This is a genomic window from Streptomyces aurantiogriseus, from assembly GCF_014649375.1.
GTDB classification, from domain to species: Bacteria; Actinomycetota; Actinomycetes; order Streptomycetales; family Streptomycetaceae; genus Streptomyces; species Streptomyces aurantiogriseus.
The window spans coordinates 317,941-336,320 of the sequence record NZ_BMSX01000002.1; the positions used below are offsets into that span (position 1 = coordinate 317,941).

Below are 18,380 nucleotides of genomic sequence, written 5' to 3' on the forward strand. Positions count from 1 at the left end.
AAGTGGGACCTCCTCATCGTGGGGAACGCGGACCGGGCGCGTCAGAGCCGAGCGACACAACCCAGCTGAGTACGCGTACTCAGGCACAGCCGTCCGCCGCGTGCTCGACAGGTGCGATCACCTGACGGGCTGCGAGGGGAACCGTGAACCCGACCCCTCGGACAGGCTGCGGACCTGGGGCGCCGTCGCCCAGGCGCTGCTCGAGCACGCGGGGTACAGCAGGCCCGGTTCGCGGACCTCGTCCGCTTTTCCAAGCACGCTGTGGAGTCGGTGGAGTTGGGGCGGCGGATGCCCGATGTGGCGTTCGTGGAGCGGGCGGACGAGCTCTTGGGGAACACGGGGGCGTTGCGGAGGTCGTCCAAGTACGTGACGCGGGGGCGGGGCGACGTGGGGCTGGCGGCGTGACGCCCACCTCGGACATCGGTACCCACCTGGTCGAGTCCCGGAGCCGGGCCGCGCGGCACGGACGGGACGCGGGTGCCCGGTATGCCCATGACCGGCAGGCGCCTGCCCGCCGACTGCCCTCCCCGGGTCCGCCGGCGGGCGCCGGGCTCCGGAAAGCGCGAGGTTAGGATCACTGTGCATACGCGATTTGTCATGCCGAGGTCACGGGGGCGGAGGTACGGAGCATGGGCGTACGTGGTGCGGGCGCGGGCCAGGAGGGCGGCGTCGATCTGAGGGTGTCGAGCCAAGACCTCACCAAACTGGCCGATGACCTCGACGACATGCAGGATCACCTGGACAAGCAGGTCAGGCGAATGGATGCGATCGTCGACCGCATCGAGGCGGGTTGGCGAGGACCGGCGGCGACGGCGTACCGCGGGTTCCACCGTGCGGCGGCCGAGGACGCCGTGCGCATCCGTGAAGTGATCCGGCACCTCGAGCAGGCCGTGCGTCTGAGCCGGGACGGCTTCACGGAACAGGACCTGGACGTGATGGCCCGACTGCGGAGCATTCCGGTGGACATCGACAGCGAGGTCGACAAACTGTCGACACCGAACCCGGAGACGACCGGGCCCGTCCCTCCGCGCAGCAGTCTCGACTCCTTCTGACGGCCTCTCCGAGAACCTCTGCCGCAACCGCGACGACGACACCTACGAAACGGGGAACCATGCCGACCGGGAGCGCGGACGACGGGCACATAACCGTCTCCTTCGCCACCCTCCGCGAGCTCGCAGCCGAACTGGAGGACATCCTCAAAAAGCTCAACGACAGTCTGGACGACCTCCACGACCGGGTCGTGCCGGTCGTGCTGTCCTGGGAGGGGGAGGCCCGCGAGGTCTTCGTCGACAAACTCGACGAGTGGGACCGCTCGGCCCAGGACCTGCAGGCGGCCCAGAAGTGGCTGCACGAGTGCGCGACCACGAGCCACATCAACTATGCGGCAGCGCACCAGGCCGTGCTGCGCGGCTGGGGGGCCGGCTGATGGGGACGCCACCGCCGGGCCAGAACGGCACCATCGACGTCAAGCCGGCCGACCTCCACCGTGTCTCCGGTGGTGTGGCGAGCCAGCAGACGGTGATGGACAAAGGCGCCAAGAGCCTGCTCGACGATCTGCACAAGTACCCGGACGCCGGCGGCTACGGCACCTCGCCCCAGGCGTTCGCGACGTCGTACGTCAAGGTCGGCAACCGCTTCCTCGAGGTATGGGCCAAGAGCGTCGTCAGCATCGGGGGAGCGGCAGTCGGCTTCACCTCGACGGCCAACACCTACGCGAAGGCGGAGGCGGCCAACGATCCCACAGGGAAGGCGAAGCCCGTCGTCCAGCCGTTGCCGAAGGTCATCGAGAAGCCGCCCGCCTACGGCTCCGTGCCGAATCTGAAGTGGGGCGACGACGACGGCGGCGACGACTTCATCCGCAGAATCCTCGAGTGGGTGCCCGAGCCGGTCCGGGACGTGCTGAGGCCGGTGGTGAAGCACGCCTTCCGGATGGGCAAGGTCGCCGAGGTCTATCCGTTTCCACAGCAGCACTACCTGAACTCGCTGTCCAAGGCGTGGATGGCGACGACCACCTCGCTCTCCATGGCGGAGAGCGGGCTGACCGGGAACGTCAGCAGCATCACGCAGCAGACCAACAGTGAGTGGCACGACGCGATGCGCCAGTTCTGCAGCTCGCTGTGGGGCACGACGGCGTGGGGCAAGAGCCGCGAGGGCTACGAGTGGAAACACGACACCTCCTCCTCGCAGACCGCCACCCACCCCGTGATGACCGTGCTGTTCGACACGGCCCAGAAAGTCAGCGACCTCCTCTACGAATTCGCCGAGGCGGCCGTCTATCTCAATCGCGAGGTATGGGACGTCTACCTCGAGGCCGTACGCGACGCGATCCCCAAGGTCGAGGTCAACCTCAAGGACGGCGTCGGCATGGACGACGTCAAGGGCCTGGTCAAAGGCGTGGTCAAGGGTGTCGCCAAGGGCGCGAGCCAGCTGGGGCAGGGCATCGTCCTGAACATGGACACCGCCAAGCTGAACTCGATCGTCACCGCGTACAACCGGCGGGTCGACGCGCTCGTCCCGCAACTCGACGCGCTCATGGGACCGTTGGACGAGGCGCACCGGAGCGCTCCGAAATTCGAAGCCCAGGAGGCGCGTGCGGAGGGCTTCGGCATGCGGGCCCTGGAGGAGTTCAAGGACTCGAAGGTCTGGCTGAAGGTCGACTCGACCGGCACGTACGACCTCAACCTCGCCGCCAACGAGTACATGGAGAACGGCCACACCCTGGACAAGCACGTCGGCAAGACGGATGAGCAGCTCGCGCAGCGCCTGCGCGACCAGCAGGCGAACGGCCCGACGCAGACCTGGCCGTACGGCAAGCCGAAGCCCAGCGCCTCTTCGGCCTTCCCGAACTACCGGCGGGCGGAGGAGCTGACCGAGTACAACCTCAACCAGAACAAGGCCGCCATCGAGGCGTGGATCAAGGGCCCGCCACCGCCGGGGGACGGACAGGTCAAAGATTTCCACTCGATCGCGCCGAACGGCGAGACCAGCGGCCGCAGCGTGTTCAAGCAGCCGGTGGACCCGAACGACCCGCTGTCCGGGTACAAGCAGGGCGGCATGAACGCCAAGGCGTACGACGTCACCGGCATCGACACGCGGATCCGGTATGACAGCAACCGCACCCCGCCGTTCACCGTCATGACGTCGATGCCCTCAAAGTCCTAGCGCCCCGCCGAGGAAGGCCAGCACCACATGTCCGTCGACCAGACCTCCTGGGAAGCCGCGGTACGCCACCTGTTCGAGGACGCATACCCGTACGACGCCACAGGTCCACGTCGCCACGAGGACTGGGTCCTCGACGTCCTCGCACTGATGGCCCGGGCTGTCTCGGATCCCCGGGGCTGGACCGGTCTCGACGACGCGGCGCAGCTCCCGGAGCGCGAGGGGTCCCCCACGTACCCGTTCGCCGCGCATCCCCCGGAGTACATTGCGCAGCGTCTCCACGAGATCGACCGGGCCAGCGCCGAGAACCTACTGCTGGCCCTGACGGACGACTGCTGCACCCTGTCCAACCTGGAGCGCTTCACGGAGAGCGAGGAGGAACTGCGGGCGATGGCACGCACGATCCTCGCGCGGTACGGGGACGGGGCCACCTATCACACCAACGTCAGCAGGCCCGGCCCTGTGCCCGGCACACTCGACTTCACGACGTCACACTGGGGGTACAGCCCGCTGAGCGACGTCTACTCGGAGGACTGCGGCCTGATCGTCGTCTCCGACACCGAGGTGGGCATGTTCTGGAACTTCTCCGACTACTGACCCGTCGGAGCACAGGCCCTTACCAGGTCATTTGAGAGGATGTCCCCGTGCTCACCCGTTCCGCCTCCTATCCCGACCGGGAGACCGCCCAATGGGCCACGCAGCAGGTGGTGACCGCCAACGAGCAGGTCATCCACCGCTGGCTTGCCCAGGGCACCAGGGCCCGCCTCACCATCGAGGCCGCCTGGCCCTCCCGCGAGGAGCCCGTGGGCCGGGTCCAGCTGGAGGCCGACCTGCTGGCCGGGCGGGGGCCCGTCGATGTCCGCGCGGCGCGCGTCGTGCTGCACCGCGAGCCGTCGAGCCCGCACGGCTTCGTCGTCCACACGACCGTCCCGTTCTACCTGTAGGGGCTGCCCGCACATGTCCATGAAGCCCCTCGAACACGACCGCCGGTACGGCGAGCTGGACCAAGTGATGCGCGCCTACCTGGGGCAGCCGGCTGACGACACTCCGGAGCGGCGCAGCCGCGCGCTGGACGCGTACCTCCGTCACACATGGCACACGCGCCCTTGGGCCATCGCGGAGGCGGAGCGCCAGCTGCGCGAGTACAGCAGCAACCCGCCGGGCCGCATCCGGCAGAGGCTGGGCGAGTTCTACGCGATCCCGGACACCGGGATCGTCGAGTCGGAGATCGGCGACTGGCTGATGGTGCTGGCCGACCACCTGAGGAAGAGCATCGAGGAAGGCGACGTCCCGGAACCGTCGCCCCCGCAGACTCACTGGGAGTGGCACGCGCGGTTCCCGGAAACCGCGCAACTGCTCGGCGGCTGGTTCTCGCAGGACATCGTCGACGAGTTCCCCGACCACGACGCCGCCGTTGCCGACTACGCCGCCACCACCGACCCCCAACTGGTCGCACGCCTCGTGGGCGAACTCCACGAGCTGCTCGCCCTCCCCCTGGACGAGGGCGACTACGCCCTGGCAGCCGCCGAACTCGGCATGGAAGTCGGCCCGCCCGAGCCGTTCTCCTACGGCGCCTGGTTCCAGTCGGTGGCGGCGGCGCTGGCCGGCGGCTGATCCGGGCTTGAGGCCGCCATCCACCCCTCGTGCGCCGGGCTGTACAAGGACCACTGTTACCGGTACGGCTCGGACCCGGTGCTCGTCAGGCAGGTCGAGGCGCCGCTCGTGCCGTTGGCCGCCTCGGACGCCGCCGCGCTGATGGCACCCTCGTCGCCGGCAGTGACGGTGACCGCTTTGTCGTGTTGGTCCAGTGGACGACCGACGCATCCGGCGGCAAGGGGCACCCGGGTGTTCGGGAAGGGGCTCCGGGGCACGGTCCGTGACTGTGATCAGGGGGACGAGGCACGCGCCAAAGCCATCCAACAACTGGAGTCACAAGCCCCAGCAGGACATCATCTGTGCCTCGATCCGATCTACAGCACGGGCCAGACCACGGGCACCGGTACGGGTGAGCCCGAGGAGGGAACACCATCACCGAGCCCCGGCCCGAGCCCCACACCGCCAGGAGCCCACTGAACGCCATGAACAGGACCGCGCCGACGCTGATCGCATGCCTCCTGGCAGTGCTGCTCACCGCATGCGACGCCTTCAAGGCTCCCAGCCCCGAGGAGCTCACCCCCATGCCCGGCAACGTCCCCACGACACCGCAGTATCGGACGGCGGACGACGTGGTGGCGGCGCTGAAACGCGGCGGCGTCGACTGCGACGTGCTGCGGCGCAGGGCCGAGGGCCTCGACTGCGCGGCCCGGATCGACGGAGCCGAGGTGGAGAACCAGATCCAGGTCCTGGAGCCCGAGGAGTTCAGCCGGAACGAGATCGGAGACTCCATCGCCGGCTGGCGCACCAGCGGCAACACCATCGTGGCGGCGGGCAACTGGTTCATCCGCGTCCTGCCGAACGGCACACCCGCCTACTCCGAGACGATCGCCAAGGCCGTCGACGCCGTCGTCCTTCCTCCCCTGTACCACCTGCCCTCCATCCCCAAGACGCCCACGTACAAAAGCGTTGACGCACTCGCCGACGCGCTGGACCAGTCCGTCGGCTGCTCCCAGCGGAAGAAGTCGCCGGACGAACTGCTGTGCAGCACGAAGGCGGCCAGGACGCATCCCTGCGGTGAGTCCGGCGACGGACGCGACGCCGGGCTCAGGCTCCACGTCGGCCCCACAGTCCGCGACGACTACATTCGGCTGCTCCTCAGCGACGACCACGTCCCTTACTACGTCGTCACGGCCGGCAACTGGACGATCCAGTTCTGCGACACCGCCACGGGGCAGGAAGCGGCCCGCGAGTTGGGCGGAGTCGTGGTCGATCACACGACGGGCAAGTGAGCCGGTGTGGCGACACGGCGCATTGGGGCTGTCGGCTGTTCGGCACCGCCGAGTGGTGGAGATGACGGCCTGCGGGCTCGGTGCCCCGCGCGGGCAGAACATGTCGTACACCGATCCGGGGCGGACAGACCGCTTGTTCGGCTCCGACTGCTGCCTCCACGCTTGTGGGGCTGCACATAAGTGCGCCGCGTCGGGGGTTTGCGGGACCAGGTCAGGCCGACCTGACGATGTGCCTCCGTGTACACGGTCTGCGCGGCGTCCCGGCTCGACGGCCACCGCGGTGTCGACCGACTCTGAGGCTCGCCCGTCTCACATGCCCGCCTCCACGAGGAACGAACTGGGTTTCCCGGACCAGGAGACGTACAGGCTGTCGCGGGCCCTGGTGCAGGCGACGAACAGCAGGCAGCGTTCGGACATCATGTCCGTCTCGTGCTGCTTGGCGTCCACCTCGGGCGGCGTGACCGCTTTCGGGAAGGGCAGCGCATCTTCGTTGACGCCGATGACCGCTACGCAGCGGAACTCCAGCCCCTTGAACGAGTGCATGGTCCCGACCCGCACGGTTTCCGCCTCCCCCGCGGCATCGGCGGCGCGCAGCGGTGCCGCGGGGATGCCGGCGGCCTTCAGGTGCGCCACCGTCTTCGCGCACGTCTTGTTGAAGCGGGTGCTGACGCCTATCTCCCCGGCGCCGACGCCCGCCTCCAGCCACTCCCGTACCCGGGCGACCAGCGCGTCCAGTTCGTCGTCCTCCTCCTCCGCCGCGTGCACGGCGGGCCCGTCGCCGTGCAGCGCGGAGCGGTACCCGAGCAGCGTGTCGTCGCGGCCCTCGTCCTCGAGCTGGGCGATGGGGCGGCCGACGAGCAGGGCCGTGGACCAGCGCAGGATCTCCTGCGTGCTGCGGTAGTTCTTGCGCAGCTTCACCGACCGGCCGGTCACCTTGATGCCCAGCGACTTCAGCGACACCTTCGAGTCGTAGATGCGCTGGTGCGGGTCGCCCGCGACGAAGAGGTCGTCCGGGCGGGCGGGTACGGCCGCGCGCAGCAGACGCCACTGCGCCGGGTGCAGGTCCTGCGCCTCGTCCACCACGACATGCCGGTACTGCGGGCCCTTGTCCTCCAGCAGATGCGCTGCCTCCGCGCACGTCTGCAGCCAGGTGCGGGCCCCGTCCTCGGCCAGGCCGGCCGTGAACCGCTCCACCGTCTCCCACACCAGGGGGCGTTGTGCCGCGGCCAGCCGGCTGCCACGGCCGCGGCGGTCCGCCGCCTCGTACTCGGCCAGGGTCCTGATGTCCTGGGCCAGGATGACGTGACGGTACTCCTGGGCGAGGAACTGCGCGCTGCCGGTGAAGCCGGTCGCCTTGGCGGCCTTGCCCCAGCGGCTCTCCTCCTCGTTGTGCATCAGCGGTCGCCGCGTCACCGCGCCCGGAGCCTCGGCGACGACGCGGCTCGCAAAGCCGTCCACCGTCGAGATGTCCACCCGCTCGCGCAGCTGTGGATCCTCCACGAGGGACTCCAGACCTGAGCGAAGAGCGTTGACGAGCGCGTTGGTGTACGTCGTGAGCAGGATGCGGTCCCCGTCGCGCAGGTGGCCGAGCAGGTGCTTGACCCGGTGCAGCGCGACCACGGTCTTGCCGGTGCCCGGCCCGCCGGTGACCTGGGCGGGCCCCGAGTACGACGCCCGGTAGGCCACCTTCCGCTGCGAGGGGTGAAGGAAGACCCGCCAGGCCGCGAAGGGCTTCTCGAGGATGTCCCGCAGCTCCTCGGACGCCGTCACCAGGGCGATACGGGCCCGGCTGTGCCGGATCGCCGTCTCGTAGTCCTGCGTGTCCACCGGCTGCGTCGCCGCCTGCAGGGCGGGCGCGACAATGTCCTGCCAGACCTCCTCGACGGTGCAGCCCTCCGCGAGGTACTGCAGGACCTCCCGCTGGTCCTGCGGCAACAGCGGCGCGAATATCTCCAGCTGCTCCTTGTCGACGAGCGACCGGGCCTGCCGCAGCGTCTCGTCGTCGATGCCCAGCGCGCGCAGGTCACCGTCGGAGAACTTCGCGAACAGCCGCTCCTTCGGCGAGTCCTGGGCCACCTGCTCGTACGCCGGCGTGATCTCGTCCAGGGTCGCCGCGTCCCGGATCTCGACGGCCCGGGTCACCTCGTTGATGCTGGACTTCTGCTTCTTCGCCCAGGCGATGGCCTTGTCGTGGGCCATGACCCGCAGCAGGACGAAGGTGTCCCCGGAGGGCGGAGCGAGGACGACACCGCGCCAGAACTGGTCGATGCGGATCGTCCGGATCTGTTTGTCCTTCGCGTTCGTCAGACTCTCCAGCTTGAGCCCCGGATCCTTGAAGAGCTGATCGAGGCTGAGCCGGTTGAACTTCTCCCACGCCTCCAGGACGCCCTTCCTGACCGGGGGCTGGAGCTTGGGGAGCTCGGCGAAGAAGCCGATGTCGAAGGCAAGCTGCGGCATGGGTGGATCCTTAAGGGCCGGGCGGGGTGTGTCGGGGGAGAAAGGGGCAGGTCAGGTAGGCGAACCGGCGGCGCCGCCGTCGAGATCCAGACGGATCACCGCCAGCGTCTCGGCCACCTCGGCCGTGAGCTCGTCGTCCGGTCCCCACACCATGCACAGGTCGGCGTGCAGCGGGTCCAGGACGTCGAACGCCTCCGCCGTCCGCCCCTGCGCGAGCAGCAGCATGCCGATGTCGCGGCGCAGTTCGACGGCCTCCTCGCTCACGTCGCCGTCCACGGAACGGACGACGTCGAGGACGCCGTTCAGGCCGGCCAACGCCTCGGTCACCTGGCCGAGTTCCCCGCGGCAGCGGGCTGCCTGAGCCCGGCTCTCCCGGGCGTCCTCGCTGCTCGGGCCGCTGACGCGTCCGTAGGCGTCGGCGAGCGCCTCGAACTCGGGCAGGGCGGCGCGGTGGTCTCCGGCCAGCTGCCAGCTGAACGCCCGCCGCCTGCGCAGCCCGAGCACCGCCTTGCTCTCTGAGCCGAGCGCACGCGCGGCCGGCTCGATCATCTCGCCGACCACTTCGGCGGCCTGCGCGTAGCGATCCTCCTCCATCAACGCCCGGTAGTGCTCGTGGACCTCGCGGATCTGTTCTCGTAGCGCCTCCCGTTCGGCCGCGGGAACGGCGGGCGGCGCGTCGACCCCGGCGGCGGCTCCGGCGGGCCGAGCGCCCGAGGCGCCGACGCGTGAGCGGGGCGCGTAAGGACGGCGGAAGATGCCGGTCGGATCGGGCGCCCCGGCGGGCCCCGCTTCCCCGGGCGCGGACTCCTCCCCGGGCGGCGGCAGGAACGGCCGCAGCCGCTCGTACACCTCCTGTACGTCCGCCGGACGCGCCTCGGGCGCCTTGCGGAGCAGGTGCAGGACCAGCTCCTCCAGCTCCGTCGGCACATCGGCCCGCAGTTGGCGCAGCGGCGTCGGTGTCGCGTTGACGTGCTGCATCATCAGGTGGAACTCGCCGTCCCCGCTGAACAGAACGCGTCCGCAGAGCAGTTCGTGCAGCACGCACCCCAGCGCGTACAGGTCGGTGCGCGGCGTGACCCGCCCGCCGCGCACCTGCTCCGGCGCCATGTACTGGTGCGTCCCGATGGGGCTGCCGGTCGCGGTCAGCCTGGTGACGTCCGTCTGCAGGATGGCCGCGATGCCGAAGTCGAGCACCTTCACGGTGCCGTCCCGCGCGACGAGGATGTTGCCCGGCTTCAGGTCACGGTGCACCACGGGCACGTCGTGCGCGTACGACAGCACGGTCGCCACCTGTGCCGCCACGGCCACCGCCCAGCTGACGGGCAGTGGCCGCTCCGGGTGCACGTACGCGGTCAGCGGCACGCCGTCGACCAGCTCCATCACCAGGAACAACTGCTCGTAGGACTCGTCGAGCACCGCGTCGTACACCTGTGGCACACCCGGGTGCTGGATCCGCGCGGTGATCCGCGCCTCGCGCCGGAACCGCTTCTCGAACTCCTCCGCCAGGTGCGGTGACGTCACGGCCTGCGGGCGGATCAGCTTCACGGCGACCGGCCGGTCCAGGACGGCGTCGTAACCCCGCCACACATCCCCCATGCCGCCTTGGCCGAACTGCTCCAGCAGCTCGTAGCGTCCCGCGATCCGCCGTACGTCCGGCACCTGGCCCCCGCCCCCGTCGAGTGTCCGAAGTGGTCTTCGATGTGCTCGGGGATCAGTGTCGCGGGTGGGGCTTCGGCACGTCCAGCCAGGCCGCGGGTCGCCTACGGCATCAGGCCAGGCCGGGGGCGTAGCACTCCGCCCAGACGGTCTTGCCCGGGCCCCCGCCGGCGCGTGCGGTGCAGCCCCAGCGGTCGGCCAGCGCCTCGACGAGGAGCAGCCCGCGCCCACCGTCTCCGGGGCCGTCCTCCTCCGGTGAGGGAACGCGGGGGAGGTGTTCACCGCGAGTGTCGCTGACCTCGATGCGTACGGTGCCGGTGGCCGGGTCCGCGGTGAGCAGGACGTGGAAGTCCCGGCCGGCCACATGCCCGTGCCGTACGGCGTTCGCGCACAGCTCCGCCACGACGAGGGTGACGGTGTCGTGCGCGTCGCTGCCGTACGGGAGGCCCCAGGCGTCGAGCCGGTGCCCGCACAGCCGCCGGGCGAGGCGGGCGCCGCGCGGGGTCGAGCTGAAGCGCATCGCGAACCGGCGGGCGGTGAGGGGTGGTTGTGTTGCGGTCATGCACTCACGGTGGCGTTCCGTGGCGTAGCGTGACCAGTGGTGACGCGCTGACGCCGATCCGTCGTACGGGGCGGGCGCGGGCGCTGTACGTGGCGGTACGCAGGGGAGAGGCGGCAAGACGGTGACCGTGCGGGACGAGGAAGCGGGGCAGCCGCAGCAGCGGCCGGAGGACGATCCGGGGACGGGCGTCGTGACCGCGTTCGGGCGGCAGTTGAAGCTGCTGCGGACGCGGGCGGGACTGGAGCGGGCCGAGTTCGGCAGGCGGCTCGGGTACTCGGCGGACACGGTGGCGTCGATCGAGCAGGGGAGACGGATTCCGCAGGCCCGGTTCATCGAGAGGGCGGATGAGGTGTTGGGGGCCGGGGGTGTTCTGACGGCCCTCAAGGAGGAGGTGGGGAAGGCTCAGTACCCGGCCTACTTCCGGGACGCGGCTCGCCTGGAAGCCAAGGCAACGGCGCTGAACCTGTACGCGGTGTACGCGGTGCCGGGTCTGTTGCAGACGGAGGACTACGCACGGGCCGTCTTCCAAATGCAGCGCCCCCTGCTGCCCGACGAGGTCATCGAGCAGCGCCTTGACGCTCGCCTGGCTCGACAGCAAGTGTTCAGTCGGAGGCCCGCGCCGCTGATGAGTTTCGTGATCGAAGAGGCGGTCCTGCGGAGGCCGTTGGGCGGTCGGAAGGTGATGCGGGAAACGCTGGAACAGATCCTGCTGACAGCACAGTTGCGGCATGTCGAGGTGCAGGTCATGCCGACCGATCGCGAGGACAACGCTGCGTTGGGCGGTCCGTTCACGCTGATCGACACGGACAAGGGCCAGCGCATCGCGTACGCGGAAGTACAGGACGACAGTCGGCTGTACACCGAGGCGGCCAAGGTGCGTGAGTTGGAGGCCAGGTATGGCATCCTCCGATCACAGGCCTTGACGCCGAGCGAGTCATCCGCCTTCATCGAGAAACTGTTGGGAGAGCCATGAGCGTTCGCATAGCGCACGCCGTGCCAGAAGCCGCCTGGTGCAAGAGCAGCTACAGCACAGGTGGCGGCGGCGAGTGTCTGGAAGTCGCTGCCGTTCCGGGAGCCATCATGGTTCGGGACTCCAAGCGACCGGAAGGGGATCGGCTGGCCATCGGGACCGAGGCCTGGGCCGACTTCGTGGGACTGGTCGCCGGACGCTGAACCCGGCGGACGTATGACGAACGGGGCCTGGTGCGCGTGCCGCACCGGGCCCCGAGCGCGTCAGAAGTCCTCCAGCCCCTCCTCCCGGCGGATCATCCGCCAGGCGGCCCGGCGGGCACTGCGGTCGAGGTTGGACTTGAAGTCCCGGTCGGTGCCGAAGTACCGCTTGCCGAGGGTGTCGATGGTGGAGACATGGTCCATCATGTTCTCCTCGAACTTCTTGTCGAAGACGATGCCGAAGTTCTCCTCGTCGTTGACGAGGGCGGCGGCCCGGACCTTCGGGTCCTTCTTGGTGGCGTTGAAGGCCGGGAGGACGTCCTCCTCGGTGAACTCCGTGCCGAACTTGGCGTTGAACTTCTCGATCAGCTCGGACAGCAGTGACTTCTCGGCGTCCTTGGCGCCGCCCGCTGCGTCGCCGAATCCCTTGAGCTCGGCCGCGCCCTCAGGGCTGAGGGACACGTCGTGCTCGCCGGTCTTCTCGACGCGCAGGTGGCTCAGGTCGACCTCGCCTATGTCGACTCCGCCGTCGGCGAGGCGCGGGAGGCGGTTGAGCAGGTAGCGGCCGTAGAGGTACAGGCGCTCCAACTCGGCGTCCTGGTAGGGGACGATCTGCGCGAGGAAGCCGTACTTGCGGACGTAGTCGTTGAGATTGGCACGGAAGTCCTCGGCGGTCTCGACGTCGTCCTCCTCGTCGCTCTCCAGGAGGGCGGAGAAGCGGGTGACGGCGGGAGACAGGAGACGGTACAGCTCGGCGTGGAGCTTCTCCCACTTGGACTGGGAGCCGGCCGCCTTCTCCTGCGCGTCGAGGTACGCGGCGACGAACTCGTCCATGTCCTGCTCGGAGATGACCGGCGCGGACATGACGCGACTCTGGGCCGTGTAGAGGAGGTTGGGGTCGGAGGGCAGGGTGTGCGCCTCCTCGAAGTACGGGCGGAAGGCGTCCTGGATGTCCTCGGCCTCGTTGACGAAGTCCAGGACGGCGAGGTCGGCCTGGGACTTGCGTTCCGCGGTGCGGTTGAGGCGGGAGAGCGTCTGCACGGCGGCGATGCCGGTCAGTGTCTTGTTGACGTACATCGTCGTCAGGAGCGGCTGGTCGAAGCCGGTCTGGTACTTCTCGGCGACGACCAGGATCCGGTACTCCTGCTGCCCCTTGCCGCCGGCCTTCGCGGCCTTGTCGTCGGCGCGGGTGTAGCCGAACGCCTTCGGCAGCGCGCTCTCCGGCAGGCCGCCGTTCTCCTTGCTCTCGGTGGTCTCCTCGCCGTCGATGGTGAGGGATCCGGAGAAGGCGACCAGGACGCCCAGGTCTGGGTACTTGGTGTCGTACTCGACGTCGGCGATGTAACTCCGGATGGCCCGCGCCATCTGCACGGCGGAGTGGCGGGAGGCCGTGACCACCATGGCCTTGGCCCGTCCGCCGAGCCGACCGCGGGTGTGGCGGACGAAGTGCTCGACGATCACCTGGGCGTGCTGGGACACCGTGTGCTCGTGCATGAGCGCGAACCGGGCGAGCAGGCTGTTCGCCTTCGAGGGGTCGACCTCCTTCTCGTCGCGGTTGAGGTTCGCCAGCTTCCAGTACGTGTTGTACGTGACGTAGTTGCGCAGGGGGTCGAGGATGAAGCCCTCCTCGATGGCCTGGCGCATGGAGTACGTGTGGAAGGGGCGGTAGACAGGCTTGCCGTTCTCCACGCCTTCGGTGCCGAAGAGTTCGAGCGTCTTGGACTTGGGTGTCGCGGTGAAGGCGAAGTAGGAGAGGTTGGTGGCGCGGGAGCGTTCCACCGCCTTCGCCTTCAGCTTGTCGTCCACGGTGACCGTGGTCGCACCCTCGTCGTCCGAGTCGGCGTCCAGGCCGAGGTCGCGCAGGGCCGACTTGACTGCCGTGGCGGCGTCGCCGGACTGGGAGGAGTGCGCCTCGTCCACGATGATCGCGAAGCGGGTGCCCTTGATCTCGGTCGGGTTGCGCTTGATGTAGTCCAGCAGCGCAGGGAACGAGTGCAGGGTGACCGTGACGATCTTGCCGGTGTCCCGGGAGAGCGCGCGGGCGAGCTGCTCACTCTTCGCGCCGTGCTTCTCGTCGACCTTCACGACCAGGCCGTCCGTCTGCGAGAAGCTGCCGACCGTCGCCGAGAGCTGGGCGTCCAGGGCGCGGCGGTCGGTGATGACGATGACCTTGTCGAAGACAGGCTCGCCCGGCTTGATGCGGCCGTCGGCCAGGGCATCGGGCCTGAGAACGTGCGGATCCCGGCGGGCGTGCAGGTCGCTGAGGCGGTGAGCCAGCCAGCCGATGGTGTTCGACTTGCCGGAGCCGGCGGAGGCCATGATCAGGTAGTTCTGGCCGGCGCCGTGGACGGACGCGTGCGCGGTGAGCTTCCGGACCACGTCCCACTGGTGGAAGCGGGGGAAGATCGTCGACTTCGTCGTGCCGCCGCCGGGCGTCTTGTGCTTCTGCTGGTGCACGAAACGCTGGAGCAGGTCGAGCCAGTTGTCCCGCTGCCAGACCTGTTCCCAGAGGTAGGAGGTGGCGTACGTGCCGTGGGCCGTGGGCGCCGGGTTCCCGGATCCGCCGGGCTGGCCGGGGCCGTTCGAGCCGGTGTTGAAGGGCAGGAACCGGGTGCTCTTGCCGCGCAGTTGGGTGGCGACGAAGACCAGGTCCGGGTCGACGGCGAAGTTCGCGATGACCCGCCGCGTGAAGATCAGCTCGGTCGGGTCGCGGTCGGTCCGGTACTGCTCCTTGGCCTGCTCGACGCCCTGACCGGTGAGCGGGTTCTTCAACTCGGCCGTGGCGACTGGGATGCCGTTTAGGAACAGGGTGAGGTCGAGGCGGTGACCCCAGTCGGCTTGCTTGGTGGCGTAGGGGAGTTCGCGGACGACGGTGAGGCGGTTGGCCCGGTAACCGTCGAGGACGGAGTCGGCGGAGACGAGGTTGGGCCTGAAGTAGGCGACGCGGAGACGGACGCCTCGGTCCTTGACGCCGTTGCGGAGGACGTGGAGCAGGCCGTCATCGGCTATGGCCCGGTCGAGACGCTGCGCGAAACCGCGCTGCGCCTCGTTGGGGTTACCGCCGTAGACGGTGAGGAGTTCATTCCATTCGTCGGGCTGGGTCGCGCCGATGAAGGTGTAGAGCTCGTTGGTGTCTAGGCCGAGGTCGGCCTGGTAGTCCTCAGGGTTCGCTTCCCGCCAGCCTCGCTCACAGAGGGCGGCAACGATGGCGGACCCGAAGGAGGACTCGTCGTGCACGGGGCTCATTCGGTTACTCCTTCGGTTACGTTGCGGCCGCTGGCGGTGGATACGTCGAACTGGCCGGTTACGGCGGCGGTGATGAGGGCTTGACGACGTTCTGCGAGAAGCTTCTGAGCCTCACCGAGGCGTCGCCGCAATGCAGCCGAGGCATCGATAGCTCGCAAAGTATCTTTCGTTATCGCTGCACTGTCGGGAGGAATGGGGATTCGGTACTGACGCAACTGCTCGCCAGTGAGGTGTGGAATCGTAGCGATGTTGCCGTCTGCATCGAAGACACCACACGACTTGGCATACCTCAGCCAAAGCATCAGCCACTCTACAGGGACATTCCCGGCTTGCCTGACTCTGTGCAGTGACTTCTGGAAATAGCATTCTGCAATCCGGCCATCCCATACGGCCGCCTCCGCCACGCCTGCCCCGCCTTCGCAGACAAGGAGGTCGCCAGGCTGTACAGAATAGCGTCGTACCTCATTAGCCTCGAAGTGCATTGTGGCCATGTCTGATGTATCGATCTCATACCAGTGCACGTTCGCATTGCGAAGGTAGGGTCGCTGAGTCTGGCCAGCTGTTCGGGCGGGATCCAGCATCTTTCCGAGTTCGGTGAAGAAGTACGCGTAAACCGGGCCAATCAGCCAGGATTTTGGAACCCATGGAAGCCATGGCCACCCTGTCGCTTGCCCATCGGTTGGTGTGGCCTCCCCGGAGAGCATGCGGCCGATTATTGCCAGTTCTCGTTCATCCAAGGCTGCCATTTGGGCGTTTCGCTTGTCCGTCACTGCGTCGATTCGAGCGGTCTCGGCGTCAAGGAAGTCTGCGATGCGGCGCTGCTCTTCCAGCGGAGGCATGGGAACACGCAGGTTCTTGAATGCCTCGATGTCAATCGCTTGTCCCTGCCTGATCCCCTGCGTGATGTTGGCTAGCTGTGAGACGAGCAGTCCGGATCGGAAATAGTGCTTATAGAAACACGGATCTGCACCCTGTGCCGCCCTCAGGACCGTGTAAGCGGGGCTGACGATACCGCGAACCGTCGAGTGTGAAATGCCGTGCTGAAAGGAACGCAGCCCGATCACGAAGTCGTTGGGCTCCACCAGCTTGTAATTGCTGACGTTCGAGTCGGGATTCCACACGGAAAAGCCGAGGTCGGTGCGGAGCGTCACCCCGTCTTTCGTGGCCGAGGCCAGAGGAGCATCAACCCCTCGCAGGTCCCGGTGGAAGAAGACGTACCGTGCCCGCGGGGTTGTCCAGTGCGTGGGAAAAATCATTCCGTGACCTCCCTCAGGAGCTGCTGGATCTCCGCTTCCATTGCTTTCAGCTCCGCGTCGATCTCAGTCAACGGCCGCGGGGGTTCGTACACGTAGAAGTGCCGCGTGAACGGAATCTCGTATCCGATCTTTGTCTTGCTTCCGTCGATCCATGCGTCCGGCACATGTGGGTGGACCTCCCGCTCCAGGTACTCCTCGATGTCCTCACCCAACGGCACGTTCTCGTAGTCCCGAAGCTCAGCATCCGGCTCAGGCTGCCCCTTGACGCGCTGCACCTCGCCCTCCGGGTCCCGCACTCCGATCACGTCCCGCAGAGCCTTGTTGAACGGCGCCCCAGTGGGCCAGGTCCCGCCGGCCTGCACCACCGCGTCCTTAAGGGCGAGCCAAGCCTCCTGCTTCGTACCCCAGTTCATGCCCATCAGGGACTTGAAGGCGTCCGCCAGCACCGGAGCCTGCGGCAGTTTTTGGATCACCTTCGACGCCTCGAGCGCCGCCAGCGTCTCCTGTGTCACCTCGAACCGCAGCTTCAGCGGCCGTTCGACCGTGATCCGTTGGTAGCCGAAATCCTCGTTGGCGAAGACCTTCACCTTGCCGTGCAGCGCATGCTCCGGGTCGTCCACCACGGACAGGGCCTCGCCGTACAGCTTGACAACCGTCGCGATGTGCTCCTTGCCCAGCTCCTTGCGCTTGTCGCCCAGCGACTTCCGCATCTTCTGCCACTGGTCACGCGCGTCCAGCAGCACGACCTTGCCCTTGTGGTCCGGGCTCTTGCGGTTGGTCAGGACCCAGAAGTACGTCGAAATACCGGTGTTGTAGAACAGCTGGTCCGGCAGGGCGACGATTCCCTCCAGCCAGTCGTTCTCCAGGATCCATCGGCGGATCTCCGACTCGCCCGAGCCGGCCGCGCCCGTGAAGAGCGGCGAGCCATTGAAAACGATCGCCAGCCGCGAGCCGCCCCCGCCGTTCACATCCATCGGCTTCATCTTCGAGATCATGTGCTGGAGGAACAGCAGCGAGCCGTCGTTGATGCGCGGCAGCCCCGCCCCGAAGCGGCCGGCCTCGCCGAGCGACTTGTGCTCGTGCTCGACCTCCTCCTTGACCTTCTTCCACTCCACGCCGAACGGCGGGTTGGCCAGCATGTAGTCGAAGGTCTTGCGGGCGTGGCCGTCGTCGGAGAAGGAGTTGCCGAAGGCGATGTTCTCCGGGTTCTGGCCCTTGATCATGAGGTCGGACCGGCAGATCGCCCACGACTCGGGGTTGAGCTCCTGCCCGTACACCTCCACCGTGGCGTCCTCGTTGAACTCGGTGATGAGGTCGTCCATCGCGGAGAGCATGCCGCCCGTGCCGCAGGCCGGGTCGAGGACCGTGCGCACCGTACCGGGCAGTTGGAGCGCGTCACCGTCCGGAGCGACGAGCAGCCGCACCATCAACTGGATGACCTCGCGCGGGGTGAAGTGCTCACCGGCCGTCTCGTTGGACTGCTCCGCGAAGCGGCGGATCAGTTCCTCGAAGATGTAGCCCATGTTGTGGTTGGGCACGACCTCGGGGCGCAGGTCCAGGTCCGTGAACTTGCCGATGACCTTGTAGAGCAGCCCGGCGCTGTCCAGCCGCTTGATCTGCTGAGCGAACTCGAAGCGCTCCAGCACGCCCCGCGCGTTGTCGGAGAACGCCCCCACGTACACCTGAAGGTTCTGTGCCGCGTTCTGCGGGTCGTCCGCGATCTTCTTCAGGGTCAGGCTGGACTTGTTGTAGAAGGAGTGGCCCGAGGCCCGCCGCAGGAAGCGGTCCGGGTCGATCCCGCTGTCCTTGTGCTGCTCCGCGATCTCCGCGACCTTCTCGCGGGTCGGCTCCAGCACGCACTCCAGGCGCCGCAGCACCGTGAACGGCAGGATGACCTTGCCGTAGTCAGACTGCTTGTAGTCCCCCCGCAGGAGGTCGGCGACGGACCACGCGTGGTTCGCCAACTCCGTGTGCTTACTGCTGTTCAAC

The 18,380-nt window shown here is 68.0% G+C and carries 15 protein-coding genes and 1 pseudogene; 10 read left to right on the top strand and 6 right to left on the bottom strand.

All coding sequences use genetic code 11. The annotated features are described in order from the left end of the window. Nucleotides 1-100: 100 nt before the first annotated feature. The 8 genes and pseudogenes from IE263_RS48255 to IE263_RS04935 form a co-directional block, all read left to right on the top strand. A pseudogene (locus tag IE263_RS48255) lies at nucleotides 101-402 on the top strand (helix-turn-helix domain-containing protein); the annotation flags it as partial. Between the two features lie 227 nt (nucleotides 403-629). Beyond that, complete coding sequence (locus IE263_RS04905; RefSeq protein ID WP_189932560.1) at nucleotides 630-1,052, top strand: WXG100 family type VII secretion target; 423 nt, start codon at nucleotides 630-632, stop codon at nucleotides 1,050-1,052. A gap of 59 nt (nucleotides 1,053-1,111) precedes the next feature. Next, nucleotides 1,112-1,426 (top strand): WXG100 family type VII secretion target, encoded by a 315-nt coding sequence (locus IE263_RS04910; protein ID WP_189932562.1) that lies wholly within the window; start codon nucleotides 1,112-1,114, stop codon nucleotides 1,424-1,426. Then, nucleotides 1,426-3,162 carry an RNase A-like domain-containing protein gene (locus IE263_RS04915; protein ID WP_189932564.1) on the top strand — a complete coding sequence of 579 codons (1,737 nt, stop codon included), beginning with the start codon at nucleotides 1,426-1,428 and terminating at the stop codon, nucleotides 3,160-3,162. Before IE263_RS04910 ends, IE263_RS04915 begins: the two co-directional genes overlap by 1 nt. A 27-nt stretch (nucleotides 3,163-3,189) precedes the next feature. After that, a complete protein-coding gene (locus tag IE263_RS04920) occupies nucleotides 3,190-3,756 on the top strand; it encodes a hypothetical protein (RefSeq protein WP_189932567.1) in 567 nt (188 codons plus the stop codon). A 47-nt stretch (nucleotides 3,757-3,803) separates the two neighbouring features. Then, nucleotides 3,804-4,103, top strand: coding sequence for an RNase A-like domain-containing protein (locus IE263_RS04925; protein ID WP_189932569.1), 300 nt, complete (start codon nucleotides 3,804-3,806; stop codon nucleotides 4,101-4,103). A gap of 13 nt (nucleotides 4,104-4,116) precedes the next feature. Continuing rightward, on the top strand, nucleotides 4,117-4,773 hold the full coding sequence (locus IE263_RS04930; RefSeq protein WP_189932571.1) for a contact-dependent growth inhibition system immunity protein: 657 nt from the start codon (nucleotides 4,117-4,119) through the stop codon (nucleotides 4,771-4,773). A gap of 464 nt (nucleotides 4,774-5,237) precedes the next feature. Continuing rightward, a complete protein-coding gene (locus tag IE263_RS04935) occupies nucleotides 5,238-6,044 on the top strand; it encodes a hypothetical protein (protein WP_189932573.1) in 807 nt (268 codons plus the stop codon). A 309-nt stretch (nucleotides 6,045-6,353) separates the two neighbouring features. Here the strand turns inward: IE263_RS04935 and IE263_RS04940 are convergent, their stop codons facing one another. The 3 genes from IE263_RS04940 to IE263_RS04950 form a co-directional block, all read right to left on the bottom strand. Next, the gene (locus tag IE263_RS04940; protein ID WP_189932575.1) at nucleotides 6,354-8,501 is read right to left on the bottom strand and encodes a UvrD-helicase domain-containing protein; all 2,148 of its coding nucleotides are present in this window, start codon (nucleotides 8,499-8,501) and stop codon (nucleotides 6,354-6,356) included. A 51-nt stretch (nucleotides 8,502-8,552) separates the two neighbouring features. Further along, nucleotides 8,553-10,097, bottom strand: a complete 1,545-nt coding sequence (locus IE263_RS04945; protein WP_373311882.1) for a serine/threonine-protein kinase — start codon at nucleotides 10,095-10,097, stop codon at nucleotides 8,553-8,555. Nucleotides 10,098-10,269: 172 nt separating this feature from the next. Further along, entirely contained in the window at nucleotides 10,270-10,719 is a 450-nt protein-coding gene (locus tag IE263_RS04950) for an ATP-binding protein (RefSeq protein WP_229910794.1), read from the bottom strand. A 127-nt stretch (nucleotides 10,720-10,846) separates the two neighbouring features. Here IE263_RS04950 and IE263_RS04955 point away from each other — a divergent pair, with 127 nt between their 5' ends. Both IE263_RS04955 and IE263_RS04960 read left to right on the top strand, forming a co-directional pair. Then, on the top strand, nucleotides 10,847-11,692 hold the full coding sequence (locus IE263_RS04955; protein ID WP_229910819.1) for a helix-turn-helix domain-containing protein: 846 nt from the start codon (nucleotides 10,847-10,849) through the stop codon (nucleotides 11,690-11,692). After that, nucleotides 11,689-11,892 carry a DUF397 domain-containing protein gene (locus IE263_RS04960; protein WP_189932581.1) on the top strand — a complete coding sequence of 68 codons (204 nt, stop codon included), beginning with the start codon at nucleotides 11,689-11,691 and terminating at the stop codon, nucleotides 11,890-11,892. Before IE263_RS04955 ends, IE263_RS04960 begins: the two co-directional genes overlap by 4 nt. 60 nt (nucleotides 11,893-11,952) lie before the next feature. Here the strand turns inward: IE263_RS04960 and IE263_RS04965 are convergent, their stop codons facing one another. The 3 genes from IE263_RS04965 to IE263_RS04975 form a co-directional block, all read right to left on the bottom strand. Continuing rightward, nucleotides 11,953-15,135 (bottom strand): type I restriction endonuclease subunit R, encoded by a 3,183-nt coding sequence (locus tag IE263_RS04965; protein WP_189932583.1) that lies wholly within the window; start codon nucleotides 15,133-15,135, stop codon nucleotides 11,953-11,955. Further along, nucleotides 15,132-16,286, bottom strand: a complete 1,155-nt coding sequence (locus tag IE263_RS04970; protein WP_189932585.1) for a restriction endonuclease subunit S — start codon at nucleotides 16,284-16,286, stop codon at nucleotides 15,132-15,134. Before IE263_RS04970 ends, IE263_RS04965 begins: the two co-directional genes overlap by 4 nt. A gap of 101 nt (nucleotides 16,287-16,387) precedes the next feature. Further along, nucleotides 16,388-18,379 (bottom strand): type I restriction-modification system subunit M, encoded by a 1,992-nt coding sequence (locus IE263_RS04975; RefSeq protein WP_189932586.1) that lies wholly within the window; start codon nucleotides 18,377-18,379, stop codon nucleotides 16,388-16,390. Between the last annotated feature and the right edge of the window lies 1 nt (nucleotide 18,380).